We start from the raw sequence: 23,408 nt of genomic DNA on the forward strand, positions 1-23,408 counted from the left end.
AAACGCCGATTCTCGGGCTAATATGAGGGCGCCTCATGTCTACGGCTCCGTAGGTGGCGGCTGATGAGGGATCCATTTCGAAGGTTCGGGGACAACCCGGCGGCGGTGCCGCAGGTACATAGGAGACGCACATGGCTGCTCGAATCGCCCAGACCACCGGGGCAGAGCACACGGCGATCCTCGGGCTCGGCGTATACCGCCCGGTTCGAGTCGTCACCAACGACGAGGTGGCGGGTCCGATCAACTCGAGCGACGAGTGGATCCAGACGAGATCCGGGATCAAGACCCGGCGCTTCGCCGGAGAATCGGAAACCGTCCAGAGCATGAGCGTCGCCGCTGCGCAGGGAGCGCTCGAATCATCGGGGGTCGCGGTCGATCAGGTCGATTGCGTGATCGTCGCGACGTCGACCCATCTGCTGCTCACCCCGGCCGCCGCACCGCGGATCGCGACCGAACTCGGCATGAACGGCTCGGCCGCCTTCGACGTCTCCGCAGGCTGCGCGGGCTTCTGCCACGCGCTCGCGCTGGCGTCGGACCTGGTCCGCTGCGGGACCGCCGGACACGTGCTGGTGATCGGCGTGGAGAAGCTGACCGACACCATCAACCCGACGGACCGCTCGACCGCCTTCCTGTTCGCCGACGGCGCGGGCGCGGTGATCGTCGGCCCATCCGACGAACCAGGCATCGGGCCGACGGTGTGGGGTTCGGACGGCACCCAGCATCACGCGATCCGGCAGGACAAGGACTGGGTCGAGTTCTTCCGCGAGATCGAGGAGAAGGGCACCGAGGCGGTGCGTCCCTACCTGGCGATGGAGGGCACGGCGGTATTCCGTTGGGCCGCACACTCGCTGGAGAAGGTGTGCCGCGACGCCATCGACCGGGCCGGGCTGTCCACCGACGACCTGGACGCGATGATTCCGCACCAGGCCAACGGCCGGATCATCGAGATCATGGCGCGGGTGCTGAAGCTGCCGGAGAACTGCGCGCTGGCCAACGACATCGAGGAGACCGGCAACACGTCGGCCGCGTCGATCCCGCTGGCCATGGAGGCGATGCTGCGCAAGGGCGAGTCCAAGCCGGGTGACACCGCGCTGCTCATCGCGTTCGGCGCGGGGCTGTCCTATGCGGCGCAGGTCGTGACGTTGCCCAAGTTCGCGCTCACGGTGTAGTCGGCCTCGCGCCGATTCAGCCGAGCCCCCAGGTGACCTTCACGGTGAAGGTCACCGTCTGGGTGCCCGGTTCCAGCGGCACCGACTGCGGTGCCGCGTCTCGCGCGGACAGCTTGGAGTTGTCGTCGCCGCCACTGCTGTTCGCCTCGGTGATGGTGATGACCTTCGTCAGTTTCACCCCGGCGAGCACCGCGTACTGCTCCGCGCGGGCCTTAGCGTCGGCGAACGCGCGCGCCCGCGCGTCGGCGAGCAGCTGCGAGTTGTCGTCAATCGCGAAAGACACCGAGCGCAGCCTGGTTTCGTTGCCGCCCGCCTTGATCGCGCTGTCCAGCACGGCGGACGCCTTGCTCAGATTCCGCACGACGACCCGCACCGAGTTGCTCGCGCGGTAGCCGATGACGGCGTTGCCGCCGTCGGTGCCGCCCGCGTACTGGGGCTGGATCGAGACGTCGGTGGTGCGGATGTCCTCCTTGGTGGCACCCGCGCCGACGATGGCGTCGGTCATCGTCTTGGCCCGGTCGTTGGCGCGGGTGATCGCGGCCGAGACGTTGTCGGCGGTCACCTCGACGCCGATGTCGGCGTTCAGGATGTCCGGGGCGCCGCGCACCTGGCCGCTGCCGACCACGGTGACTTCGCGCTCGGGATCCGAATCGGAGGTGCCGCAGCCGGTAACCAGCGCGGTGGTCGCCGCGAGTGCGGTAACCACCGTGGACCAGCGGGTCATTCGTCGCATACTCGGCAACTTACGCACCGAACGCGGCCCGCCGAGCGCGAACACGCCGAACTAGCCGCGGGCCTCGACCACGGTCTTGATCTTGCCGAGCGTCTCGTTCATGCCGCGCACCAGCAGCTCCTCGAACGGCGCCTCGCCGCCGAGCGCGGCGTCGATCGACTTGCGGGAGAACCAGCTGGTGCCGTTGGGGACGTCGCGGCGCTCGATCAGCCGGGTGCCGGTCTCGGTCGGCTCCAGCGTGTAGCTCCAGATCGAGCGGTTCTCGTTGATCTTGAAGGCGAACGCCTGGTTCGGCTCGTACCGCACGATGCGCGCGGTGGTCGGCCAGTATTTCTTGCCGTCGGTGTTCAGGTTGAGCACCCAGGTACCGGCCTTCGGCGTGCCGAGCGGCAGCATTCGCACGCACTGCGGGCTGAACTCGGGCATCCGCTTCAGATCCGAGACCACCGCCCACACCTGGTCCGGCGGGGCGGAGATATCGATGACGGCTTCGAGATTCTTCGGCAACGCTGCCTCCGGGATAGGTGCGAACGAACCGACAGATGTCCGGCCGAGCGCGCTTGATGAGTCATGCACATTTTAATCGGGAAGACAGTTGGGTCACATTCCGCATGTTGTCCATCGATCTTGGTAATGGCCAGCGCACAATGCCGGATAGAAGAAGCAAAGACACTGCCTCCAGATATCTTCCGTCCAACGTGAGGTGATCGGCTGTGAACCTGCGCTCCCTCTTACACCGCCGGCACGCGGAACATGTTCCGCTGCTGCCCGCCGACGAGTCCGACGGCGGCCCGCTCACCCGCGGCGCCACCGCCGAGAAACTCGAGCGGCTGCTTACGCCCAACGAACTCGACCTGATCCGGCATCACATGCTGTGACACCGACCTGTCCGCCTCGAGTGAAACACCGACGACACAGTTTGCACCGACGATTCATACTCGTTAGGTGACTTCACCCGCTGCCACGAAACCGGCCATCCTGAGCGTCGACGACGATCCGGGTGTTTCCCGAGCGGTCGTGCGCGACCTGCGGCGCCGCTATGGCGCCGAATACCGGATTCTGCGCGCGGAATCGGGCGCCCAAGCGCTCGATGCGCTGCGTGAGATGAAATTGCGCGGCCAGCCGGTCGCCGTCTTGATCGCCGACTACCGGATGCCGGGCATGGACGGCATCGAATTCTTGGAGCAGGCGATGGACCTGCACCCGTTCGCGCGCCGCGTACTGCTCACCGCCTACGCCGACACCAGCGCCGCGATCAGCGCGATCAACGTGGTCGACCTGGACCACTACCTGCTCAAGCCGTGGGACCCGCCGGAGGAGAAGCTGTACCCGGTACTGGACGGCCTGCTCGACGCCTGGCGCAGCAGCGAGCATCGGCCGGTCACCGAGACCAAGGTGGTCGGCAACCGCTGGTCGCCGCGTTCCTCGGAGGTGCGCGAGTTCCTGGCCCGCAACCAACTGCCCTACCGCTGGTACCTGGCCGACGAGCCGGAGGGCGCGCGACTGCTGGAGGCCGCGGGCGCCGACCCCGAGCGCTGTCCGGTGGTGATCACCGCGGCCGGTGACACCCTGGTGCAGCCGTCGGACAACGAGCTCGCGCAGAACGTCGGGCTCACCGTCAACGCGACCGGCGACTTCTACGACCTGATCGTGGTCGGCGGCGGACCCGCCGGTCTCGGCGCCGCGGTGTACGGCGCCTCCGAAGGCCTGCGCACGGTGCTGGTCGAGCGCACCGCCACCGGCGGACAGGCCGGGCAGAGTTCGCGCATCGAGAACTACCTCGGCTTCCCCGACGGGGTGTCCGGCGGCCAGCTGGCCGATCGGGCGCGGCGGCAGGCCGCGAAGTTCGGCGCCGAGGTGATCACCACCCGCGAGGTGGTCGCGCTGGAGGTGAACGGTTCCGCGCGCACGGTGCGCTTCGCCGACGGCGGCAAGCTCTGCGCGCACACGGTGATCATCGCGACCGGCGTCGACTATCGCAGGCACCCGGCCCGCGGCGTCGACGACTTCACCGGGCGCGGTGTGTATTACGGCTCGGCGATGACCGAAGCCTCCGAATGCGCCGACCGCGACGTCTACATTGTCGGCGGCGCGAATTCGGCGGGCCAGGCGGCGGTGTTCTTGTCGCGCAACGCGAAAACGGTCCATCTGGTCGTGCGGTCCGGCTCGCTGGACAACTCGATGTCGCACTACCTGGTCCAGCAGATCGCGCAACTGCCGAATATCAAGGTGCACACCAATACCGAAGTGATCGCCGCCGACGGTGACGAGCACCTGCAACAGATCGTGTTGCGCAACAACGAGACCGGCAACGAGGAAAAGGCAGAGGCCGAACGGCTGTTCCTGTTCATCGGCGCCGCACCGCAGACCGAGTGGCTCGACGGCATGATCAAGCGCGACCAAGCCGGTTACGTGCTGGCCGGGCCCGATCTGATCGTCGACGGCGCGCGGCCCGCGGGCTGGGAATTGCCCCGTCCGCCACACCATTTGGAAACAAACGTGCCCGGCGTTTTCGTGGCGGGCGACGTACACGCCGATTCCGCCAAGCGCGTCGCATCGGCGGTCGGTGAGGGTGCGATGGCGGTCATGCTCGTGCACCGGTACCTAGCCTAAACAGGAGGCTGGCAAATGAATTCAACGGAAAACGCGGACCGCAGCAGCCGAATGGTCTGCGACCCAGCGGAATTGCGCACCCTGTTCCTGTTCGAGAAGTTGAACGACGAACAGCTGGACTGGCTGTGCCGGGACGGGCGGATCGAAACCATCGAGCCAGGCCTGGTCTTCCGCGAGGGCGAACCGGCCACCTGCTTCTACGTGCTGATAGAGGGCGAGGTCGTACTGACCAAGCTGTCCGGCGGCACCGAGATCGAGCTGGTCCGCACCTCGCACCACGGCGCCTACTCGGGCGCCTGGATGGCCTACATCGGTGACAAGGTCGACCAGACCTACAACGGGTCGCTGAAGGTGACGCGGCCGTCGCGGTTCTTCGTGCTCGACGCCGACACCTTCGCCCAGATGATGAACGAATGGTTCCCGATGGCGGTGCACCTGCTGGAGGGCGTGTTCTTCGGCAACCGCAACGCCAACGCGCGGGTCGGTCAACGCGAGCGGCTGCTCGCCCTCGGCTCCTTGTCGGCGGGCCTGACGCACGAGCTGAACAACCCGGCGGCCGCCGCGGTGCGGGCCACCTCCGGCCTGCGCGAACGGGTCGCGGGCATGCGGCACAAGCTGGCCATGATGGCCGACGGCAAGTTCGACACCGCCTCGCTCGGCGCGCTGGTGCGTTTGCAGGAGGAAGCCGCGGCCCAGGTGGCCAAGGCGCCGGAGCTGACGCCGATGGAGGCCGCCGATCGCGAGGACGTGCTCGGCGAGTGGCTGGCGGAGCGCAACATCATCGACGGCTGGAGCCTCGCGCCGAACTTCGTCCAGGCCGGGTTCGACGTCGACTGGCTGGAGCGGGTGTCCGCCACCCTCGAAGGCTCCACGGAGAAGGTGTTCGAGGGCGCGATCCGCTGGCTGAACTACACCATCGAGACCGAGCTGATGATGAACGAGATCGCCGACTCCACCACGCGCATCTCGTCACTGGTCAATGCGGCCAAACAGTATTCGCAGATGGACCGCGCGCCGTTCCAGGTGGTGGACATCCACGATCTGCTGGACAGCACGCTGGTGATGCTCAGCCGCAAGATCGGCGACGGCGTCGAGGTGGTCAAGGAATACGACCGCTCGCTGCCCCAGGTGCCTTGCTACGCAGCGGAATTGAACCAGGTGTGGACCAACCTGATCGACAACGCGGTCTACGCGATGGCCGGACAGGGCACACTGAGCGTCCGCACCAGGCACGAAAACGACTGTGCCGTCATCGAAATCGGCGACACCGGCCCCGGCATTCCGGAAGAGTTGCGCAGCCGGATCTTCGAACCCTTCTTCACCACCAAGCCGATGGGTGAGGGCACCGGCCTAGGTCTGGACATCTCGTTCCGGATCGTGGTGAACAAGCACGACGGCGACATCCAGGTCGATTCCGAGCCGGGCAACACCAGATTCACCGTGTGGCTGCCACTGAACCGCACGCCCGAAGATCCGGCGGAGCAGAATCAGGTCGAACCGGAAACCACTTCAGGAGGTCAACGTTAACGCTTCCCCTGCCTGACTGAAGGCAGGAGATTTCACGCTCAGACCGCAACCGAACCAACCGCCCGAAGGAGGTGATCCGATTGTCTGACGTCCTCGACACGTGTGTGGCGGCGCTCTGCCACAGCCAGAATCACCCTGGCGGCGTTCCGATCCCGACAGGCGGTGTACCCGCAGTCGTGGCACCGGAAGGTTCGTTCCCCGAGTTCGAGTCGCTGCTTGGCTCTCGCGAAGCAACTCGAACACGTCATGCTCGTATGAGCGGGCCGCACCAACACCACCCTCCGGCCGGCCCGCACACCACGCTCGACCAACTCCCGCTTCGCCGCACCGATCGCCGCATCGGCCGCTTTGCGAGCCATGGTGGACTTCGCCAGAAACCTCGGCTGGAAGTCCTCCACCGCGATCACATCATGATGATCGACAACACTTTTCGCCCAGACCCGCGAATCGTGTTGGGTTTGCCGAGCCGCCTTCATATACAGCTTCGCCGCCACCCGCGCGGCCCGCTGATACCCACCCGACTGCCGACCACGCTTACTGCGCCTGGCCATGGTGCGGTGCGCCCGAGCCAGTTCCGCCGCGCAGCGGGCTCGGTGCCCCAGATACGGCAGATCGAACGCAGGGTCGGTCGTCGTGGCAGTAGTACGCACACCCCAGTCGACGCCGATGCCGCACTCAGCCACGGCAGCGGGTTCGACGGCGCGACGAACGACAAACGACCCATACCAATGTCCCAGCGAATCCCGAGTGATCCGCACGCTGCTCGGCTCGGACGGCAACTCCCGCGACCACACCACCGGGACACTGATGCCCTTGGCCAGCACCAGCCGCCCATCACCGATACTGAATCCACGGCGCGTGTACTCCAACGACACCCGAGCCCTCTTGCGCGCCTTGAACACCGGCCGACCCCGACCCTTGACCGTGAACGACTGAGTCAGCGCTTGCGAGTAGGTCCGCAACGTCTGCTGTTGCGCGACCTGCGATCCCTCCCGCAACCACATGTTCTCGGAACGGGCCTGAGTCAGGAGCCTGCTCAACATGCCGAAAGTCGGAGTGCGGCCCGACTTCTGCTGATGGACAGCCTCATTCCACAGGAACCGGCAGCGATCCCACTCCGCCAGCAAAGCCGATTCCGCAGTACGGCCCGGCCGCAAACGAAAGCTGTACCGCACCAGCTCATCCATGTCCACAACCTAGCCCGCACCACCGACACCGAATGGAGGACAGCGCATCCACCCCTTCGTAAACGAGGGGGTATCCGCGCTAAACATCAGATGACACAGGAGCTCGAGGGTATAGACGTCGCGGTGCCGCCGAGCGGTACCGGCTGTGTGGAATGTGAAGCCGCCCAGGGGTGGTGGGTGCATCTGCGCCGCTGTGCGCAGTGCGGTCACATCGGCTGCTGTGACTCCTCCCCGGAACAGCACGCAGGCAAGCACGCGAAAGACACCGGCCACCCGTTCATTCAGAGCTTCGAACCGGGCGAGGACTGGTACTTCAACTTCGTGACCGAGGAGATGTACGGCGACGGACCGGAACTCGCCCCGCCGACCAGCCACCCGGCCGACCAGGGCGCGCCGGGCCCGCGCAACCGGGTGCCCGCGGACTGGCAGGCACACATCCACTGAAACCCCGCGCACCCGGTACGCTGCACCGGACGTGCCGGGGGCTCCGGCGCTAATCGACCTTATCCACCGGGGAAAGCACGGTATGAAGCGAACTTCCGCCATCGTCCTGGTCACCGGGACGGTGGCTTTGCTGCTGGCAGGCTGCGGCCAGTCCGGGAACGATTCCGCCGACGCGAACGGCCTGCGCAAGGGCGACTCGACCACGAGCGCGACCTCGGCGGTCAAGCCGTCGTCCCCGGCGGCCGCGCCGAGCACCGGCACACCGGGCAGTGCGCCGACCGCCGAGCAGCCGGGCACCCCCGCGTCCGGTGATCCGGTCAAGACCACCTGCGGCGAGTTCAAGAAACTCGACACCGAGGCGGAGAAGGTCGTGATCGAGCAGATCCTCGCGGCCAACCCGGACAGCACGTTCGCGGGCAGCCCGAATGTCGCGCTCGGCACCGCGAAGCTGGTCTGCCTGTCCGGCAGCGTCGCCGATACCCCGGTCGCGCAGGCCGCCGGGATCGTCCCCAAGAACAAGTAGCGGCAGCATCCCAGGCCACGAGCGTGCTTCGGCGCGGCAGAATGGCACGGTGGCAGAACTCGCGCTCACCGCTCGCTTGAACCCGTCCGCGGCCGACGCACGCCGGGGCGTGGTGCGGCTGCATCCGGAGGCGCTGACCGCGCTCGGGCTGCGCGAATGGGACGGCATCGCGCTGGTCGGCGCGCGCCGCACCGCGGCGGTGGTCGGGGTGGCCCCGGCGGACACCCCGGCCGGGGTCGCCCTGCTGGACGACGTGACGCTGTCCAACGCGGGTTTGCGGGAGGACGCGACGGTGGTCGTCGCGCCGGTGACCGTCTATGGCGCCAAGCAGATCTCGGTGAGCGGCTCGGTGCACGCCACCCGCACCATCCCGGCGGCGACGCTGCGTCAGGCGCTGCTCGGCAAGGTGGTGACGATCGGCGACACGGTCTCGCTGCTGCCGCGCGATCTCGGCCCGGATATCAGTTCCGCCGCTGCCTCCCAAGCACTTTCGCGCACCTTCGGCATCGCCTGGACCACCGAGCTGCTCACCGTCACCGCCACCGATCTGCGCGGCCCGGTCAGCGTGCAGCCGAACACCGCGGTCGTCTGGGGTGCCGGGGTGGTGGCGGCCAGGGACGCCGCCGACCGGGCGTTAGCCGGAACCCCGATCCCAGCGGGCGAGGCCTCCCGCGGCGCGACCGAGGCGGCCGCGTTCGAGGGCGCGGCGGGCTCGCACGGCGCAGCGAACGGCAGGAGCGCGGCCGTCCGGGATACCGATCCGCTGATCACCGTCAAGGATCTGGCGGGCGCGCACAGTCAGGCGACCAAGCTCGCCGAGTGGCTCAGCCTCGCCCTCGACGAGCCCGAACTGCTCAAAACCCTCGGCGCCACGCCACGTCTCGGGGTCTTGATCACCGGCCCGGCCGGTGTCGGCAAGGCCACCCTGGCCCGCGCCGTCACCGCACCGCGCCGCATGGTCGAGCTGGACGGCCCGACGGTCGGCGCCGCGGAGAGCGGCACCCGGCTGCGCGAGGTGGCCGAGGCGGTCGCCGACGTCTGTTCGGGACAGGGCGGCATCCTGCTGATCACCGACATCGACGCGCTGCTGCCCGCGCAGGCCGAACCGGTGGCCACGCTCATCCTCGATCAGCTGCGTGCCGCGGTCGCCGAGCCGTGCGTCGCCTTCCTCGCCACCACGGCGCACCCCGCCGGGATCGATCCCCGGCTGCGCGCGCCCGACCTGTGCGACCGCGAACTCGCCCTCGCGCTACCGACCGCCCCGGTGCGCAAGTCGCTGCTGGAGCAGTTGCTGCGCCGGGTCCCGACGGCTGAGCTGAAACTCGACGAGATCGCCGCGCGCACACCCGGATTCGTGGTCTCCGACCTGGCCGCGCTGTGCCGAGAGGCGGCGCTGCGGGCCGCGTCGCGGGCCAGCAGGGAGCGCTCCGAACCGCAACTGGCCCAATCGGATCTGCTCGGCGCGCTGAAAGTGATTCGGCCACTGTCGCGTTCGGGCATGGACGAGCTCGCCATCGGCAGCCTCACCCTGGACGAGGTCGGCGACATGGTGGAGACCAAGCAGGCGCTGACCGAAACGGTGTTATGGCCACTGCGCCACCCGGATTCGTTCGCCCGGCTCGGCATCGACCCACCGCGCGGCGTGCTGCTCTACGGCCCGCCCGGCTGCGGCAAGACCTTCCTGGTGCGCGCGCTGGCCAGCACCGGCCAGCTCAGCGTGCACACGGTGAAGGGCGCCGAGCTGATGGACAAGTGGGTCGGCTCCTCCGAGCGCGCGGTGCGCGAATTGTTCCAGCGCGCACGCGATTCCGCGCCGTCGCTGATCTTCCTCGACGAGGTGGACGCGCTGGCCCCGCGGCGCGGCCAGAGCGGCGATTCCGGCGTCGGCGACCGGGTGGTCGCCGCGCTGCTCACCGAGCTCGACGGGGTGGAGCCGCTGCGCGATGTAGTGGTGCTCGGCGCGACGAACCGGCCGGAACTGATCGACCCCGCGCTGCTGCGACCTGGCCGGTTGGAGCGACTGGTCTTCGTGCCGCCGCCGGACGGTGCGGCCCGGCTGGAGATCCTGCGGACCGCGGGACGCTCGGTGCCGCTGGCCCGCGACGTCGACCTCGCCGCCCTGGCTCGCAAGCTCGACGGATACTCCGCGGCGGACTGCGCCGCGCTGCTGCGCGAGGCCGCGCTCACCGCGATGCGCCGCGACCTCGACGCCGCGGACGTCACCGCGGCGGATGTGGCGGCGGCGCGGGCGACGGTCCGGCCGTCACTGGACGCGCTCCAAGTGGAGTCGCTGCGCCGGTATGCGGAGACGCGGGGCCAGCCGACGGGCAGCGAAGGCCGCTATCTCTAACGATTGCCGACCAGACGGCAAACTCACTGTAAACCGCAGCTTTCTCGCATTTCGCCCATTTCGACATGCCCCGGCGAAGTGATGGCAATCACAGAATCCCAGGTCGCGCGCAGGTATGTTCGGCACGTGCGGCGGATGGGCGATGCGTTCGACGCGGTCACGGTCTTCTTCGGAGCCGCGGTCGCGGGTGTGACGCTGTTCCTGCCGGTCACCTTCTCCTCGATCCGGCAGAGCACGCCGTATCAGATCACCAACCTGTGGGACAGCGTGCCGCGCGGCGCGGCCATCGGGGTGATCGTCGCCGTCGCGGTCGCGGTGCTGGTCGGCACCGCCTTCCGCCCGGCGACCGCGTGGCTGGTCGCGCTGCTCGGCACCATCGCGCAGCTGGTCAATCACATTGCCGGACGCCATGTTTCGTCCGCCGACATGCTCACCACGCAGAACTACGTCGACGCGGTGTGCGCCGGGATCCTGCTCGGCGGGCTCGGTGTCGCGGCGCTGCGCAAGCCGCCGCTCGCCGGGGGGTTCGCGCTCGGCGGCGCCGGGTTCTTCGTGTTCAGCGACCTCGCGGACTTCCTCGACATCGATGACGACCCGTTCGACGTGCTGGAGACGCCGCCGAGCTGGCTGATCAGCTTGGCGATGGTGCTGCTCGTCCTCAGCGCGCTGCGGAATCGGTCCAAAGCCGGTGCGCCCGAGCCCGCGCGGCTGTCGATCGAGCTGCCGGTGGCGCCGATCCTCGCGGCGATGGTGCTCGCCCTGGTGATCCTCGCGGTCACCGAATGGCTGCAACGGCAATACACCAACGCGCCAGCCCTCAACCACGCCGTCGATATCGGGTTCACCGCCGCCGCCACGGTGTTCGCCGCGACCGCGGCGGCCATGCTGCTGCCCGGCCGCGACGGATACGGCGTCTATCTCGCGGTCAGTTTGACCGCGGTCGCGGACGCCTTCGGGTACGCCGCCCGGCCCGGCTGGAGCGTCTGGGTGCTGCTCACGCTGACCGCCGTCGGCCTGTACGCCGGTGCGCGGCGGCCCTCGGTGCCGTTGGCCGTCGCGTTGCTCGCCGGGATCGCCGTCTTCGCTATCCTCACACCCCCGGATACGAACTGGATCCTCTTCTCGGCCGGTAGCGCGGTGCTCGCGCTCACCGCGGGCTACTGCTGTGCCGCCGCCCGGCCGCAGTTCGCGCCGAGCGGCGTACTGGCGATCGCCGCCCTCTATCTACCGACGGTCATCTCCGTGCTGCCGGATGACAGCAAGAGCTGGCATCTGCCCGACGGCGCGGCACACGACACGACGCCCGGCCGGGCCGCACTGGCGATCGTGCTCGGCAGCGCGGTCGGCCTGGCCGTGTTGCACCACTTCCGACCGCGCGCCCGACCGCAATCGACCGACCCGTCGGCCGACGAAGCGTTAGCGGACATATAGCCCCATCGCCGCCATGTACCCGACGCCATACTCGACGAGGACACGGAAATCCCCAGGCGCCACGTAAGATTGTCCCCGCACCACCCCGCCGCCCCTACCCGACGGAGTGCAGTTTGCTCGCAATCCTGCTCGCCCTCGCCGCAGCCGCGTTGGTCGCACCGCTGTGGGTAAGGGCGCTGGGACGCAACGCTTTCTACGTGCTTGCCCTGGTCCCGCTCGGCGGCCTGGTCTGGGTCATCGCGAATTGGGGTAGCACACAGCGGGTTCGGGTGGAGTGGGCGCCGAGCATCGAGATGAACATCGATCTGCGGTTCGACTCGCTCGCCGCGATCATGTCCGCGCTGGTGCTCGGCATCGGCGCGCTGGTGCTCTGCTACTGCGCCAGATACTTCGAGGACGACGAGCCGCGGCTCGGGGTGTTCGCGGCCGAGATGGTTGGCTTCGCCGGTGCCATGTTCGGCCTGGTGACCAGCGACAACATGCTGTTGCTGTTCGTTTTCTGGGAAGTGACGACGGTACTGTCGTTCCTGCTCGTCGGCCACAATGCCGAGCAGGCGAACAGTCGGCGCGCGGCTATCCAGGCGCTGCTGGTCACCGCCGCGGGCGGGCTGGCAATGCTGGTCGGGCTGATCATCCTCGGCGAGACCAACCACAGTTACCTGCTGTCCGATCTGCTGGCGCGCGCGCATCCGCCGGACGGGCTCGCGGTGAATGTCGCGGTGGTGTTGATCCTGATCGGCGCGCTGAGCAAGTCCGCCGTGGTGCCGCTGCACTTCTGGCTGCCCGGCGCGATGGCGGCGCCGACGCCGGTCAGCGCGTATCTGCACGCCGCGGCCATGGTGAAGGCCGGTGTGTACCTGGTGGCGCGGCTGGCGCCGGTGTTCGCGGAGAACCCGGTCTGGCATCCGCTCGTGCTGACCCTCGGGGTGGCGTCGATGCTGCTCGCCGGGCTGCGGTCGCTCGAGGTGGTCGATCTGAAGCTGGTGCTGGCCTTCGGCACGGTGAGCCAGCTGGGCTTCCTGATCGTGCTGGTCGGCATCGGTACGCCCGAGGCGGCGCTGGCCGGGGTGGCGATGATCGTGGCGCACGCGCTGTTCAAGGCGTGCCTGTTCATGGTCGTCGGGATCATCGATCACGGGGCGGGCACGCGAGATCTGCGGCGGCTGTCCGGGCTCGGCCGCCGGGCTCCGGTGTTGTGCGGCATCGCGATACTCGCCGCGTTGAGCATGGCCGGGATTCCGCCGCTGGTCGGGTTCGTCGGCAAGGAGAGCGCGCTCGCCGCGATCCTGGACGCGGACACCCTCGCCGGGCCCGCGCGGGTGCTGCTCGCGGTCGGTGTGGTGCTCGGGTCGATGCTGACCGTCGGCTACAGCATTCGCTTCGTCTGGGGCGCTTTCGCGGACAAGCCGGGGGTCGCGCGGCCGACGGCGCACGGCGCGCATCGGGTTCGGCGGGTCTCCGACTACGCCACCGAAAGTGCTGAGCCGACAGGGGATTCGGGCGACGGCAAGGACGGCGGCTGGCATGCGCCAGGGGCGTTGTTCCTGGGCGCGCCCGCGGTGCTGGCGGTGGCGAGCCTGGCCGCGGGTCTGGCGGCACCGGGCACGAACCGCCTGCTGAGCCCCTATGCCGAAACATTTTCCGAGGATCTGCTGTCCTATCTGTCGCTGTGGCACGGCTTTACGGTCCCGCTGGCACTGACCGTCCTGGTCATCGCGGGCGGTGTGACACTGTTCCAGCTGCGCGACCGGCTCCGGGATCCCACCCGGCCGCGGCTCGGCAACGCCGACCGGGCCTACGACGCGACCCTGCGCGGCATGGATCGGCTGTCGCTGCGAATGACCGGCGCGGTGCAGCGCGGGTCGCTGCCGCTGAGTCAGGCGACGATCCTCGGCACGCTGATCATCCTGCCGAGCGTGCTGCTCGCCATCGGCACCCGCACCGGAGTCGAACTGCGCCTGTGGGATTCGCCGTTGCAGGCGGTGATCGGCGGGATCATGGTCGCGATGGCGCTGGGCGCGACGGTGTTGCGCAACCGGCTGGCCAGCGTGCTCGTCGTCGGGGTCACCGGCTACGGCTGCGGCGTGATCTTCGCGCTGCACGGCGCACCCGATCTGGCGCTGACCCAATTCCTGGTCGAGACACTGACTTTGGTGATCTTCGTGCTGGTGCTGCGCGCCTTCCCGGCGGAGATCGAGGCGGGCCGGGCCACCCCGTTCAAGGCACGCCGGGCGGTGTTGGCCGCACTGGTCGGCGCCGCCGTTACTGCGCTCGGCGCGTTCGCCGAGGCAGCACGCACGGCCGAACCGATCTGGCACCGAATCCCCGACGCCGCATACCAATTCGGCGGCGGCAAGAACGCCGTCAACGTGCTGCTCGTCGACGTCCGCGCCTGGGACACCCTCGGCGAGATCTCGGTGCTGGTGGTCGCGGCGACCGGCGTCGCCTCGCTGGTGTTCCGCAGCCGCCGCTTCGGCAGCGCCCCGCGCGCCGTCGACTCACCGAACTACGACCCGGACCTGGTGAGCTGGCTGCCCGCCGGACGACTGGTCGATCGCGCAGACCGCTCGATGGTCATGCAGATCACCACCCGGCTGGTGTTCCCGACCATCATGGTGCTGTCGGTGTACTTCTTCTTCTCCGGTCACAACGCGCCCGGCGGCGGTTTCGCGGGCGGGCTCACCGCCGGACTCGCGCTGACGCTCCGTTATCTCGCCGGTGGCCGTTACGAACTCGGCGAGGCGCTGCCGGTCGACGCGGGTCATCTGCTCGGGGCCGGATTGACCTTGGCCGCCGGAACCGCGGTCAGCTCACTGTTTTTCGGCGTCCCGCCGCTGTCCTCGGCGATCTTCGAGGTGACGCTGCCGCTGCTCGGCCACATCAAACTGGTCACCGCACTGTTCTTCGATCTCGGCGTCTATCTGATCGTCGTGGGCCTGGTGCTCGATGTGCTGCGCAGCCTCGGCGCGCGACTGGACAGCGAACTCGCCGCGAGCGAAACCAGCACGGCGACAGGAGGTTCCGTCAAGTGACCGCCAATCTGACGCTGCTGATCGTCATCGGCATCCTGGTCGCCTGCGGCGTGTATCTGATCCTGGAGCGCGCGGTGTCGAAGATGCTGCTCGGCATGATCCTGTTCGGCAACGCCGTGAACCTGCTGATCATCACCCTGGCCGGCCCGGACGGCCGGGCGCCGATCCAGGGCCAGACCGACACCACGCACCGCGACACCGCCGACCCGCTCGCGCAGGCGATGGTGCTCACCGCGATCGTGATCACCATGGGTCTCGCGGCCTTCGTGCTCGCCCTCGCCTACCGCTCCTACACGATCACCACCACCGACGATGTCGAGAACGACCAGGAAGACGTCGATGTCGCCCGCAGGCGCGAGCGAGAGGACCCGGAAGATTGAACCTCTCCCCCGGCCTGCTGCCGATCCTCATGCCGCTGCCCGTGCTGGTGCCGCTGCTCGCGGCCGCGGGCACCCTGGTCTTCGGGCGCAGGCCACGGACCCAGCGCACCATCATGCTCAGCGCGCTCACCGCTGTGGTCGTCATCTGCGGGTTGCTGTTGTATCTGGCCGACCGCGACGGCACCACCGCGCTGCAGGTCGGCAACTGGGAGACGCCGATCGGCATCACCCTGGTGGCGGACCGGCTGTCCGCGGGAATGCTGCTCGTCTCGTCGATCGTGCTGCTCGCCGTCGCGCTCTACGGTTCGGGACAGAACATTCGCGACGGCGACGAACGGCAGCCGACCTCGATCTACCGGCCCACGTATCTGGTATTGACCGGCGGGGTTTCGGCCGCGTTCCTGGCCGGTGACCTGTTCAACCTGTTCGTCGGCTTCGAGATCCTGCTCGCCGCGTCGTTCGTGCTGCTGACCGTCGGCGGCACCGAGGAACGGATCCGGGCGGGTGTGTCGTATGTGATGGTGTCGATGCTGGCGTCGCTCATCTTCCTGACCGGCATCGGCATGACCTACGCGGCCACCGGCACGTTGAACCTGGCGCAGCTGGCCCAGCGGATCGGCGCGGTACCGGAGGGCACCCGCACGGCCATCTACGCGGTGCTGCTCGTCGCGTTCGGCATCAAGGCGGCGGTGTTCCCGCTGTCGAACTGGCTGCCCGACTCCTACCCCACCGCGCCCGCGCCGGTGACCGCGGTGTTCGCCGGTTTGCTCACCAAAGTCGGTGTGTACGCGATCATCCGGACGCACTCGCTGCTGTTCCCCGGCGGAGAGTTCGATTCGATTCTGCTGGTGTGCGGGTTGCTCACCATGCTGGTCGGCATCTTCGGCGCGATCGCGCAGAGCGATATCCGGCGACTGCTGTCTTTCACCCTGGTCAGTCACATCGGGTACATGATCTTCGGCGTCGGGCTGGCCAGCACGGCGGGGCTGGCCGGTGCGGTTTTCTATGTGGCGCACCACATTCTGGTGCAGACCGCGCTGTTCCTGGTGGTCGGCCTGATCGAGCGGCAGGCGGGCTCGACCTCGCTGCGCAGGCTCGGCGGCCTGGCCACGGCGAGTCCGCTGCTGGCCGTGCTGTTCCTGATTCCCGCGCTGAATCTCGGTGGTATTCCGCCGTTCTCGGGGTTCATCGGCAAGGTCGCGCTGTTGCAGGCGGGCGCAGAGGACGGCAGCGTGCTGGCCTGGACACTGGTGGCAGGCTCGGTGCTGACCAGCCTGCTCACGCTGTATGCCATCGCGCGGGTGTGGAGCAAGGCGTTCTGGCGGCCGCGGGTGGAAGCACCCGAGGGGCATCTCACCGCAGCGAGAACTCCTTCGCTGATCGAGGATTCGACGGACGTGCTCTACGACGAGCGCACGCATCCCGGCCGGATGCCGCTGCTGATGGTCGGCTCGACGGCCGCGTTGGTGGCGGTCGGGCTCAGCCTGACGGTGCTGGCGGGACCGATCCTGCGCATCGCCGACCGGGCGGCCGAGGATCTGCGTGATCCCGGCGTGTATATCACTGCGGTGCTTGGTAATTCGCCCGCCGGGCAAGGAGATCCCCGATGAGGGGGGTGAGTCGCGAGTCCGTCGTGCGGATCGGCGTGCTGAGCTGGCTCACCGTGGTCTGGATCGCGCTGTGGGGGGACCTCAGCGTTGCCAATCTGCTGGCGGGGGTGGCGGTCGGTGCGTTGATCATGGTGGCTCTGCCGTTGCCCCGGGTGCCGGTGAACGGGCGGCTGCATCCGCTGTCGATGCTCGAATTGATCGTTGTGGCTTCGTATTACGCGATCGAATCCAGCCTGCAGGTGGCGTGGTTCGCGATCCGGCCCGCGCCGCCGCCGGTCTCCGGAGTGCTGCGCGTCTACCTGAGTACCAAGTCCGATCTGGTGCTGGTGCTGTGCACCGACCTGCTGAACCTGATCCCGGGCACCATGGTGCTGGAGATCGATCGGCGGCGCTGCGTCGTCTACGTGCACGTACTCGACGTGAGCAGCGACGCGGCAGTGGACAAGTTCTACCGGACGACCCGGCGCCTGGAGAAGTTGCTCATCTCCTCGTTCGAGCGCCATTCCGAATGGCGGTCGACTCCGACCAGACCCCCGGAGGTGGAGCCGTGACCGTTGTCGCCATCATCGCGGGAGTGTTGCTGACGGCCGCCGCCGTGATCACCAGCTACCGCATTCTCGCCGGGCCGAGCACCCTGGACCGGATCGTCGGCATCGACTCGCTGATGGCGATCGCCGCCTCCGGCCTGGCCGTCTGGGCCGCCTACAGCGAGGACACCACGATCATCCCGGCGATCATCGCGCTGGCCCTGGTCGGCTTCCTCGGCTCGGCCGCCGTCACCCGCTTCCGCGTGAAGGACGAACAGTGAACCCAATTCCGCTCAGCCGACCGGTATTCCGATACGGAGGCGACCGATGACCGTGTGGCAGTGGATCTCCGGCGCACTCATCCTGTTCGGCGCCACCCTGGCCCTGACCGCGTCGATCGCGATCGTGCGCTTCCCCGACACCCTGACCCGCATGCACGCCGCCACCAAACCCCAGGTGATCGGCCTGATCCTGGTCCTAGCAGGCGCCGGCATCGAACTACTAGGCCACGGCAACGTCTGGGCCCTAGTCCTAGTCGGCCTCTTCACCCTGCTCACCGCCCCGGTAGTAGCCCACCTCATCAGCCGCACCGCCTACCGCGAACAAAGCCACCGCGACGGCCTACTCACCGTCAACGAACTCGGCGACACCATCGACTGAGTTCGGTCCGCGCACACGATTCAACAACCTTGCCCACTGTACAGAATCCCGTACAGTGGATTAGGTGACCGCCATGAGAGGAACTGCGATGCGCCCCATCTCCATCACCGAGGCACGAGCCAACCTAGCCGCAGTCCTGGATTCGGCTACCGAAGACTTCGAGGAGGTCGTCATCACTCGCGCCGGGCACGAGCCCGCCGTGGTCATCTCCCTTCGCGAGTACGAGTCACTGAAGGAAACCGCATACCTCCTGGGCAATCCCGCCAATGCCCGGCACTTGGAGCAGTCGATAGCGCAACTGCGAGCCGGAGAAGCCGAAGCCCACGATCTCATCGACACTGACGAGGAAATCGTCGAGTGAAGATAGCCTTCACCCCTAATGGCTGGGCCGACTACTTGTGGTGGCGGGCCAATGATCGGGCGACCCTGAAACGGGTGAACAAACTCATCGACGACATCACCCGCAACGGCTACGAAGGCATCGGCAAACCAGAAGCGTTGCGCCAGAACCTCGCTGGGCTCTGGTCCCGCCGCATCAGCCAAGAACATCGCATCGTGTATGTCATCGAGGACGACACAGCCAAGATCGTCGCCTGCCGCCACCACTACGAATAGCTCAGAGCACGGCGGACTCAGCGCGAAGCTGTCTCCACTTCGCGCTGCGAGGCAACGGTCTGTCGTTGACCGGCGAACCAGGTGGCGTGGAAGCCTGCGGCCAGGCCTGCGAGCAGGGCGAGTACGACTGTGCCTGCGAGGACGGGGTATTCGGCCATGTGGACCGGCAGGTAGCGGTAGGACAGTAGTAGGACGGCCAGCACCAGGGTGCCGCCCGCGACGAGGCGGATACGGAACCAGCCCCAGCCGCGTTCGGGGTCGCGCAGTGCCGATTCGACGGTCAGGCACAGCACCGCGCCTGCGACGAGGTCGACGCCGTAGTGGTAGCCGAAGCCGAGGGTGGCGGTCACCGTGGCGAGCAGCCAGAAGGCGCCGCCCCAGCGCACCACGCTCGGTGCGGGTCCGCCGTCGGTGTCGCGACGGGTGTGCAGGAATACTGACAGCGCCCAGGCGGTGTGCATGGACGGCATGCAGTTACGCGGTGTCGCCGAGTCGAACGGCATCGGCATGGGGTTGCGGTCCAGTGGCGGCACCACGCTCGGCCAGTAGTTGCCCAGCTGCAGCCCGTGCCCGTCCGACCCGAACGCGAACATCGGCCCGACCACCGGGAAGATCACATAGACGATCGGGCCGACCAGCCCGAGCACCAGGAACGTGCGCACCAGATAGTGGGTCGGCCAGCGGCCGCTGGACACCACCCGGCGCAGCTGCCACACCGCGACCACGATCGCCGCGACCGGCAACTCGATATAGACCCAGTGCAGTACCCCGTAGACGACCGGCCCGAGCACGTCGAGCACCCGACCCATCACCCAGGACGGATCGCCGAGCGCGTGATCGGCGAGCAGCACGTATTCGTCGAGCACCGTCGGCCTGCTCATGATGGTGACGTGCAACCACACGTCGCCGACCTTGGTGGCGAGGATGAGCAGCGCACCGAGCGCGGCGGCGTGCAGTGCGTTGCGTCGTTCGGTGCCGTCCCAGCGCAGCCATGCGTACGCCGCGAGCCCGGTGAGCACGATCACCGGACCGTTCCCGATCGCGAAGGACGCACCGGCCAGCAGCCGCATGCCCGCCCACACCACGTCGATGGCCACGGCCGCGCTCAGCGCGAGGATCCGGCGTCGCGTCGAAATGCCAACCAGCGCAAGCACCAAGCCGGCCCACGGCACCGACATCGACTTGGGCGTGCCCACGTAGTCCTGCCACAGACTCCCCAGCGGACCCTGGAACCCTTCGCTCATCGCCACGATTTGCAGCGCGATCAGCAGTACCGGCACCGCGGCAACGCCCGCCGCGACCCATACCCGGGTCGGCGGCACACGCAACCGAGGAGCGGCACTTCCTACTCTGGGTCCCGGGTCTTCGACAAGCACTCGACCATAGTAAACGGGGGGTGAACGCCATCCCACTGGCCGACTGAACAGTGGGCGACCGAACCCACTGTGCTAGTTACCGCGGATACTACTGCTCGAGCTCCTTGACCAGCGCGTCTACCACCGCGACCAGGTCGCCCTGCGCGGCGGCGGCGACTTTGCGCTGCCGCTGGTATGACGCACCTCGCTCCGGGATCTCCGCGACGAAGGCCAATTCGTCCGCGCAGCCGAGCCGTTTCGCGGTCGGCTCCAACCGGTTCAGCAAGTCGGTCACGTCGTCGGTGATCAGTCGCTCGTTGCTGTGGTCGTCCACGATGATGATCGCGTCCAGGCCGTAGCGGGCGGCCCGCCACTTGTTCTCCTGCACGTGCCACGGCGGCAAGGACGGCAGCGTCTCGCCCTCCTCCAGCCTGCGGTCCAGGTCGACGATCAGGCAGTGGATCAGCGCGGCCATCGCCGCCAGCTCGGCGCGGGTGGACACCCCGTCGCACACCCGCACCTCGATCGTGCCCCACTTCGGCGCCGGCCTGATGTCCCAGTGCATCCCGCCGAGCTGCTCGAACACCCCGGTCTTGAACTGGTCGTGCACGAAATGCTCGAAGCCACGCCAGTTTTCGAATTGGAACGGCAGACCGGCGGTGGGTAGCTGCTGGAACATCAGCGTCCGGTTGCTGGCGTAGCCGGTGTCGGAACCGGCCCACATCGGCGACGACGCGGACAGCGATAGTAGGTGTGGATACTGCATCAGCAGCGCGTTCAGGATCGGAAAGACCTTGTCCCGGTGCGAAACTCCGACGTGCACGTGCACGCCCCAGATCATCATCTGGCGGCCCCACCACTGGGTGCGCTCGATCAGCTCGTCGTAATGCTCGGAGCGGGTCAGCTGCTGCGCCGACCACTGGGCGAAAGGATGGGTGCCCGCGCAGAACAGGTCGACCCCGAGCGGGTCGGCGGCGCGGCGGACCGCGTCCATGGTGCCGCGCAGATCCTCGACCGCGTCGCCGACGGTCTCGTGCACGCCGGTGACCAGCTCGACCGTGTTGCGCAACAGTTCCTTGGTCACCTGTGGGGTGCCGTCGTGCGCATGCAGGTCACCCAGCGAATCGAACACCGCCGCAGCGGTATTCGACAGATCGCGGCTCACCTTGTCAACGAGTGCGATCTCCCACTCGATGCCTATGGTGGGCCGGGGCGATCCATGGAAGGGAACGTGTTCTCTGCCTGCCCCGGCCATATCGGCTCCTGCGCTACTGGATCACACCGCAGGCAACGCGGCCGCCCGCGTCGCCTGTCGCTAGCGTCGTATCATCCGGGCCGGCAACGCCGTCGGCTCGGAGGTATCGGTTCGGGATGTTGCCGAAGTTGTCGGCGTCGGCGTGGATCATCAACGCCTTGTTCTTCAGATCGTCGAGCGTCAGCGCGTCGGTGGTGGTGACCAGCTTGGCGGTGCCGTCGGAGCGGACCTCGAGCGAGGTGAGGTCGCCGCTGGCCGGGTGCGTGTTCGCGCTGCCGACCTGCAGATGGCCACCGGCCGAAAGGAAGTCGCCGGACGGGCCGCCGGTCGGCGCGACCGAGTTGGCCTCGCACTTGCCGATCGAGTGCACGTGCAGGCCGTGGAAGCCGGGCCGCAGGCCGTGCGCCTCGACGGTGATCTGCAGGTGGTTGCCGTCCTTGACGATGTTCGCGGTGGCGACCGAGCCGCCCGCGGCGTCCTTCAGGTCGACCTTCACACCCGTGTTCGACTCCGCGCTACCGGTTTCCTTGCCGGATGCACTCGCCGGCGGGGCGGCCGCGCCACTCCACACGGGCGGGGTCGTTCCCTTGACGTCACTAGACTCCTGGCTGTTGGTGCAGCCTGCGAGGCCGAGGACCGCGACCGCGAGCACCGGGGTCACAGTCCGCCAGGACGGGCGACGAGTTGTGGACGGGGCCATCGGGGAACTCCTTTATGAGTACCGAGTTTACGAAGTTTACGAGTAAAGCTGGGTGGACACATTCGTTACCGGACAAGATGATGCCACGTCCGCCGTGTCGCGCCGTGACAGGCCCGTTCAGCGGCAGGTCGCCAGTTGGAGCGGCAGGTCGCCAGTTGTCAGTTACCCGTCACGATGACGGTTACACCGGGCGAGGTCTCGCCCAATCCACTCGACTTCGATTCCGCGGTGATGCCCAACTCTTGCGCGATCGCCATCCCGGCCTCCTTGTCGCCCGGCGAATTGCCGTAGTACACGGTGGTTTTCGGGATATTCGCGCCGGGGTAGTTGCCTGTCTCGACGACATTCCAGCCTTCGGCGGTGAGCTGGCTCGCGGTCTTGCCGGCCAGGCCGACGATCATGCTGTTGTTCAGCACGGTCACCTGAGCCGACTTTGCGGGCGCCGCGGCGGTGGTGGTCGCGGGGGGCGTGGTCGACGGTGTGGTGGTCGACGAAGACGGCGCGGCGGAGGAGGTGGCCGACGCCACGGAGTCCGATGTTGTCTTCGGGACCGTGCTGCTCTGCGGCACCTGCGGGGCGGCGGCCACGGTGGTCGAGGTGGCCGACTCCGATGGACCGGATCCGGAGCTGTCGGCGTCGGACTTCGACAGCGACATCGCACCAAGGCCGCCGAAGACGATGGCCAGTGCGATCAACACCATCGCCAACGCTCGCAATGGCGGCCCACCGGAGGTGGGATTCGGATAGCTCACCTAGTCGAGCCTAGCTCGGTCATACCTGGAAACCGAGCCGTCGCGCGGCCCTGGCTTTTTGCCTGCTCGCCCGCAGCCTGCGCAGCCGCTTGACCAGCATGGGGTCGGCGGCGAGCGCCTCCTGCCGGTCCACGACGGCGTTGAGCACCTGGTAGTACCTGGTAGGCGACATGCCGAACAGCTCGCGGATGGCTTCTTCCTTCGCCCCCGCGTACTTCCACCACTGGCGTTCGAAGGCCAGGATGTCGTGTTCGCGACGGCTGAGTCCGTCGCCGGTCGTTTCCGCTGCCGTGACATCGTCGCTCGCGGAAGGGTCGCCCTGGATCGCGGAAAGATTCCGTGCCGCTGCGCCGTCCATCTTGCTCCCTCGCCGAGTTACCACCAGACGAAAAATGGTGCTTGTACGTCGCGGATCATTCAACCACGAGAGCGTGGGATCGCCGGGGGTACGGCGCGGCGTGTTCCCTACCTGCCGGTAGGCGTGTCGCGGGAAGGTTGCCGCCCCCGCACGGTCGGCGACCGGGCGACGCGGCAATAATTGTGCA

General features: G+C 67.9%; 24 protein-coding genes. 16 read left to right on the top strand and 8 right to left on the bottom strand.

Going from position 1 to position 23,408, the window contains the following annotated elements:
* Positions 1 to 131 precede the first annotated feature (131 nt).
* Positions 132 to 1,169, top strand: a complete 1,038-nt coding sequence (locus ACQPW1_RS46115) for a beta-ketoacyl-ACP synthase III (protein WP_433660085.1) — start codon at positions 132 to 134, stop codon at positions 1,167 to 1,169.
* A gap of 16 nt (positions 1,170 to 1,185) precedes the next feature.
* Here the strand turns inward: ACQPW1_RS46115 and ACQPW1_RS46120 are convergent, their stop codons facing one another.
* Positions 1,186 to 1,902, bottom strand: coding sequence for an SIMPL domain-containing protein (locus tag ACQPW1_RS46120; protein WP_433660087.1), 717 nt, complete (start codon positions 1,900 to 1,902; stop codon positions 1,186 to 1,188).
* Positions 1,903 to 1,953: 51 nt separating this feature from the next.
* Positions 1,954 to 2,409, bottom strand: a complete 456-nt coding sequence (locus tag ACQPW1_RS46125) for an SRPBCC family protein (protein WP_433660088.1) — start codon at positions 2,407 to 2,409, stop codon at positions 1,954 to 1,956.
* Positions 2,410 to 2,615: 206 nt separating this feature from the next.
* Between ACQPW1_RS46125 and ACQPW1_RS46130 the strand changes: the two genes are divergently transcribed.
* The 3 genes from ACQPW1_RS46130 (at position 2,616) to ACQPW1_RS46140 (ending at position 6,042) form a co-directional block, all read left to right on the top strand.
* Positions 2,616 to 2,780, top strand: coding sequence for a hypothetical protein (locus ACQPW1_RS46130; protein ID WP_433660090.1), 165 nt, complete (start codon positions 2,616 to 2,618; stop codon positions 2,778 to 2,780).
* A gap of 67 nt (positions 2,781 to 2,847) precedes the next feature.
* Entirely contained in the window at positions 2,848 to 4,515 is a 1,668-nt protein-coding gene (locus tag ACQPW1_RS46135; RefSeq protein ID WP_433660092.1) for an FAD-dependent oxidoreductase, read from the top strand.
* A gap of 15 nt (positions 4,516 to 4,530) precedes the next feature.
* The gene (locus ACQPW1_RS46140) at positions 4,531 to 6,042 is read left to right on the top strand and encodes an ATP-binding protein (protein WP_433660093.1); all 1,512 of its coding nucleotides are present in this window, start codon (positions 4,531 to 4,533) and stop codon (positions 6,040 to 6,042) included.
* 38 nt (positions 6,043 to 6,080) lie between these two features.
* On the opposite strand, the gene ACQPW1_RS46145 is transcribed toward ACQPW1_RS46140, so the two are convergent.
* Positions 6,081 to 7,229, bottom strand: coding sequence for an RNA-guided endonuclease InsQ/TnpB family protein (locus tag ACQPW1_RS46145; RefSeq protein ID WP_433660095.1), 1,149 nt, complete (start codon positions 7,227 to 7,229; stop codon positions 6,081 to 6,083).
* 90 nt (positions 7,230 to 7,319) lie between these two features.
* On the opposite strand from ACQPW1_RS46145, the gene ACQPW1_RS46150 reads away from it, so the two are divergent.
* From ACQPW1_RS46150 to ACQPW1_RS46205, 12 genes are all read left to right on the top strand, one after another.
* A complete protein-coding gene (locus ACQPW1_RS46150) occupies positions 7,320 to 7,673 on the top strand; it encodes a UBP-type zinc finger domain-containing protein (RefSeq protein ID WP_433660096.1) in 354 nt (117 codons plus the stop codon).
* Between the two features lie 82 nt (positions 7,674 to 7,755).
* A complete protein-coding gene (locus tag ACQPW1_RS46155) occupies positions 7,756 to 8,196 on the top strand; it encodes a hypothetical protein (RefSeq protein WP_433660097.1) in 441 nt (146 codons plus the stop codon).
* Between the two features lie 49 nt (positions 8,197 to 8,245).
* Positions 8,246 to 10,546 carry an AAA family ATPase gene (locus ACQPW1_RS46160; protein ID WP_433660099.1) on the top strand — a complete coding sequence of 767 codons (2,301 nt, stop codon included), beginning with the start codon at positions 8,246 to 8,248 and terminating at the stop codon, positions 10,544 to 10,546.
* 81 nt (positions 10,547 to 10,627) lie between these two features.
* Positions 10,628 to 11,977 (top strand): hypothetical protein, encoded by a 1,350-nt coding sequence (locus ACQPW1_RS46165; RefSeq protein WP_433660101.1) that lies wholly within the window; start codon positions 10,628 to 10,630, stop codon positions 11,975 to 11,977.
* A 113-nt stretch (positions 11,978 to 12,090) separates the two neighbouring features.
* Entirely contained in the window at positions 12,091 to 15,009 is a 2,919-nt protein-coding gene (locus ACQPW1_RS46170; protein WP_433660103.1) for a Na+/H+ antiporter subunit A, read from the top strand.
* Entirely contained in the window at positions 15,006 to 15,389 is a 384-nt protein-coding gene (locus ACQPW1_RS46175) for a Na(+)/H(+) antiporter subunit C (protein WP_433660105.1), read from the top strand. Before ACQPW1_RS46170 ends, ACQPW1_RS46175 begins: the two co-directional genes overlap by 4 nt.
* A gap of 29 nt (positions 15,390 to 15,418) precedes the next feature.
* A complete protein-coding gene (locus ACQPW1_RS46180; RefSeq protein ID WP_433665538.1) occupies positions 15,419 to 16,999 on the top strand; it encodes a Na+/H+ antiporter subunit D in 1,581 nt (526 codons plus the stop codon).
* 5 nt (positions 17,000 to 17,004) lie between these two features.
* Positions 17,005 to 17,550: a Na+/H+ antiporter subunit E gene (locus ACQPW1_RS46185; protein ID WP_433665539.1), complete on the top strand. Its 546-nt coding sequence runs from the start codon at positions 17,005 to 17,007 to the stop codon at positions 17,548 to 17,550.
* A complete protein-coding gene (locus tag ACQPW1_RS46190) occupies positions 17,547 to 17,807 on the top strand; it encodes a monovalent cation/H+ antiporter complex subunit F (RefSeq protein ID WP_379284312.1) in 261 nt (86 codons plus the stop codon). The genes ACQPW1_RS46185 and ACQPW1_RS46190 overlap by 4 nt, the downstream gene beginning before the upstream one ends.
* A 46-nt stretch (positions 17,808 to 17,853) precedes the next feature.
* Positions 17,854 to 18,186 (top strand): monovalent cation/H(+) antiporter subunit G, encoded by a 333-nt coding sequence (mnhG, locus tag ACQPW1_RS46195; protein ID WP_433660107.1) that lies wholly within the window; start codon positions 17,854 to 17,856, stop codon positions 18,184 to 18,186.
* Positions 18,187 to 18,259: 73 nt separating this feature from the next.
* On the top strand, positions 18,260 to 18,547 hold the full coding sequence (locus ACQPW1_RS46200) for a type II toxin-antitoxin system Phd/YefM family antitoxin (RefSeq protein ID WP_433660109.1): 288 nt from the start codon (positions 18,260 to 18,262) through the stop codon (positions 18,545 to 18,547).
* Positions 18,544 to 18,801 carry a Txe/YoeB family addiction module toxin gene (locus ACQPW1_RS46205; RefSeq protein ID WP_433660111.1) on the top strand — a complete coding sequence of 86 codons (258 nt, stop codon included), beginning with the start codon at positions 18,544 to 18,546 and terminating at the stop codon, positions 18,799 to 18,801. Before ACQPW1_RS46200 ends, ACQPW1_RS46205 begins: the two co-directional genes overlap by 4 nt.
* Positions 18,802 to 18,818: 17 nt before the next feature.
* Here ACQPW1_RS46205 and ACQPW1_RS46210 read toward each other — a convergent pair whose 3' ends face one another.
* The 5 genes from ACQPW1_RS46210 to ACQPW1_RS46230 all read right to left on the bottom strand — a co-directional run bounded on the left by ACQPW1_RS46210 (position 18,819) and on the right by ACQPW1_RS46230 (position 23,221).
* Entirely contained in the window at positions 18,819 to 20,123 is a 1,305-nt protein-coding gene (locus ACQPW1_RS46210; protein WP_433665540.1) for a DUF5933 domain-containing protein, read from the bottom strand.
* Between the two features lie 142 nt (positions 20,124 to 20,265).
* Positions 20,266 to 21,411 carry a glutamate--cysteine ligase gene (locus ACQPW1_RS46215; protein ID WP_433660113.1) on the bottom strand — a complete coding sequence of 382 codons (1,146 nt, stop codon included), beginning with the start codon at positions 21,409 to 21,411 and terminating at the stop codon, positions 20,266 to 20,268.
* Positions 21,412 to 21,424: 13 nt separating this feature from the next.
* Positions 21,425 to 22,111 (bottom strand): superoxide dismutase[Cu-Zn], encoded by a 687-nt coding sequence (sodC, locus tag ACQPW1_RS46220; protein WP_433660115.1) that lies wholly within the window; start codon positions 22,109 to 22,111, stop codon positions 21,425 to 21,427.
* A 158-nt stretch (positions 22,112 to 22,269) separates the two neighbouring features.
* Positions 22,270 to 22,863: a LytR C-terminal domain-containing protein gene (locus tag ACQPW1_RS46225; protein WP_433660116.1), complete on the bottom strand. Its 594-nt coding sequence runs from the start codon at positions 22,861 to 22,863 to the stop codon at positions 22,270 to 22,272.
* A gap of 19 nt (positions 22,864 to 22,882) precedes the next feature.
* Positions 22,883 to 23,221, bottom strand: coding sequence for a DUF3263 domain-containing protein (locus ACQPW1_RS46230; protein WP_433660118.1), 339 nt, complete (start codon positions 23,219 to 23,221; stop codon positions 22,883 to 22,885).
* Positions 23,222 to 23,408 lie beyond the last annotated feature (187 nt).

The organism is Nocardia sp. CA-128927 (genome assembly GCF_050955855.1).
Lineage (GTDB): Bacteria > Actinomycetota > Actinomycetes > Mycobacteriales > Mycobacteriaceae > Nocardia.

Coding starts and splice junctions, on each gene's coding strand:
- ACQPW1_RS46165 (WP_433660101.1), top strand. CDS start 10,628: ATGGCAATCACAGAATCCCAGGTCGCGCGCAGGTATGTTCGGCACGTG.
- ACQPW1_RS46145 (WP_433660095.1), bottom strand. CDS start 7,229: ATGGATGAGCTGGTGCGGTACAGCTTTCGTTTGCGGCCGGGCCGTACT.
- ACQPW1_RS46150 (WP_433660096.1), top strand. CDS start 7,320: ATGACACAGGAGCTCGAGGGTATAGACGTCGCGGTGCCGCCGAGCGGT.
- sodC (WP_433660115.1), bottom strand. CDS start 22,111: ATGGCCCCGTCCACAACTCGTCGCCCGTCCTGGCGGACTGTGACCCCG.
- ACQPW1_RS46230 (WP_433660118.1), bottom strand. CDS start 23,221: ATGGACGGCGCAGCGGCACGGAATCTTTCCGCGATCCAGGGCGACCCT.
- ACQPW1_RS46155 (WP_433660097.1), top strand. CDS start 7,756: ATGAAGCGAACTTCCGCCATCGTCCTGGTCACCGGGACGGTGGCTTTG.
- ACQPW1_RS46200 (WP_433660109.1), top strand. CDS start 18,260: ATGAGAGGAACTGCGATGCGCCCCATCTCCATCACCGAGGCACGAGCC.
- ACQPW1_RS46140 (WP_433660093.1), top strand. CDS start 4,531: ATGAATTCAACGGAAAACGCGGACCGCAGCAGCCGAATGGTCTGCGAC.
- ACQPW1_RS46180 (WP_433665538.1), top strand. CDS start 15,419: ATGCCGCTGCCCGTGCTGGTGCCGCTGCTCGCGGCCGCGGGCACCCTG.
- mnhG (WP_433660107.1), top strand. CDS start 17,854: ATGACCGTGTGGCAGTGGATCTCCGGCGCACTCATCCTGTTCGGCGCC.
- ACQPW1_RS46215 (WP_433660113.1), bottom strand. CDS start 21,411: ATGGCCGGGGCAGGCAGAGAACACGTTCCCTTCCATGGATCGCCCCGG.
- ACQPW1_RS46115 (WP_433660085.1), top strand. CDS start 132: ATGGCTGCTCGAATCGCCCAGACCACCGGGGCAGAGCACACGGCGATC.
- ACQPW1_RS46120 (WP_433660087.1), bottom strand. CDS start 1,902: ATGCGACGAATGACCCGCTGGTCCACGGTGGTTACCGCACTCGCGGCG.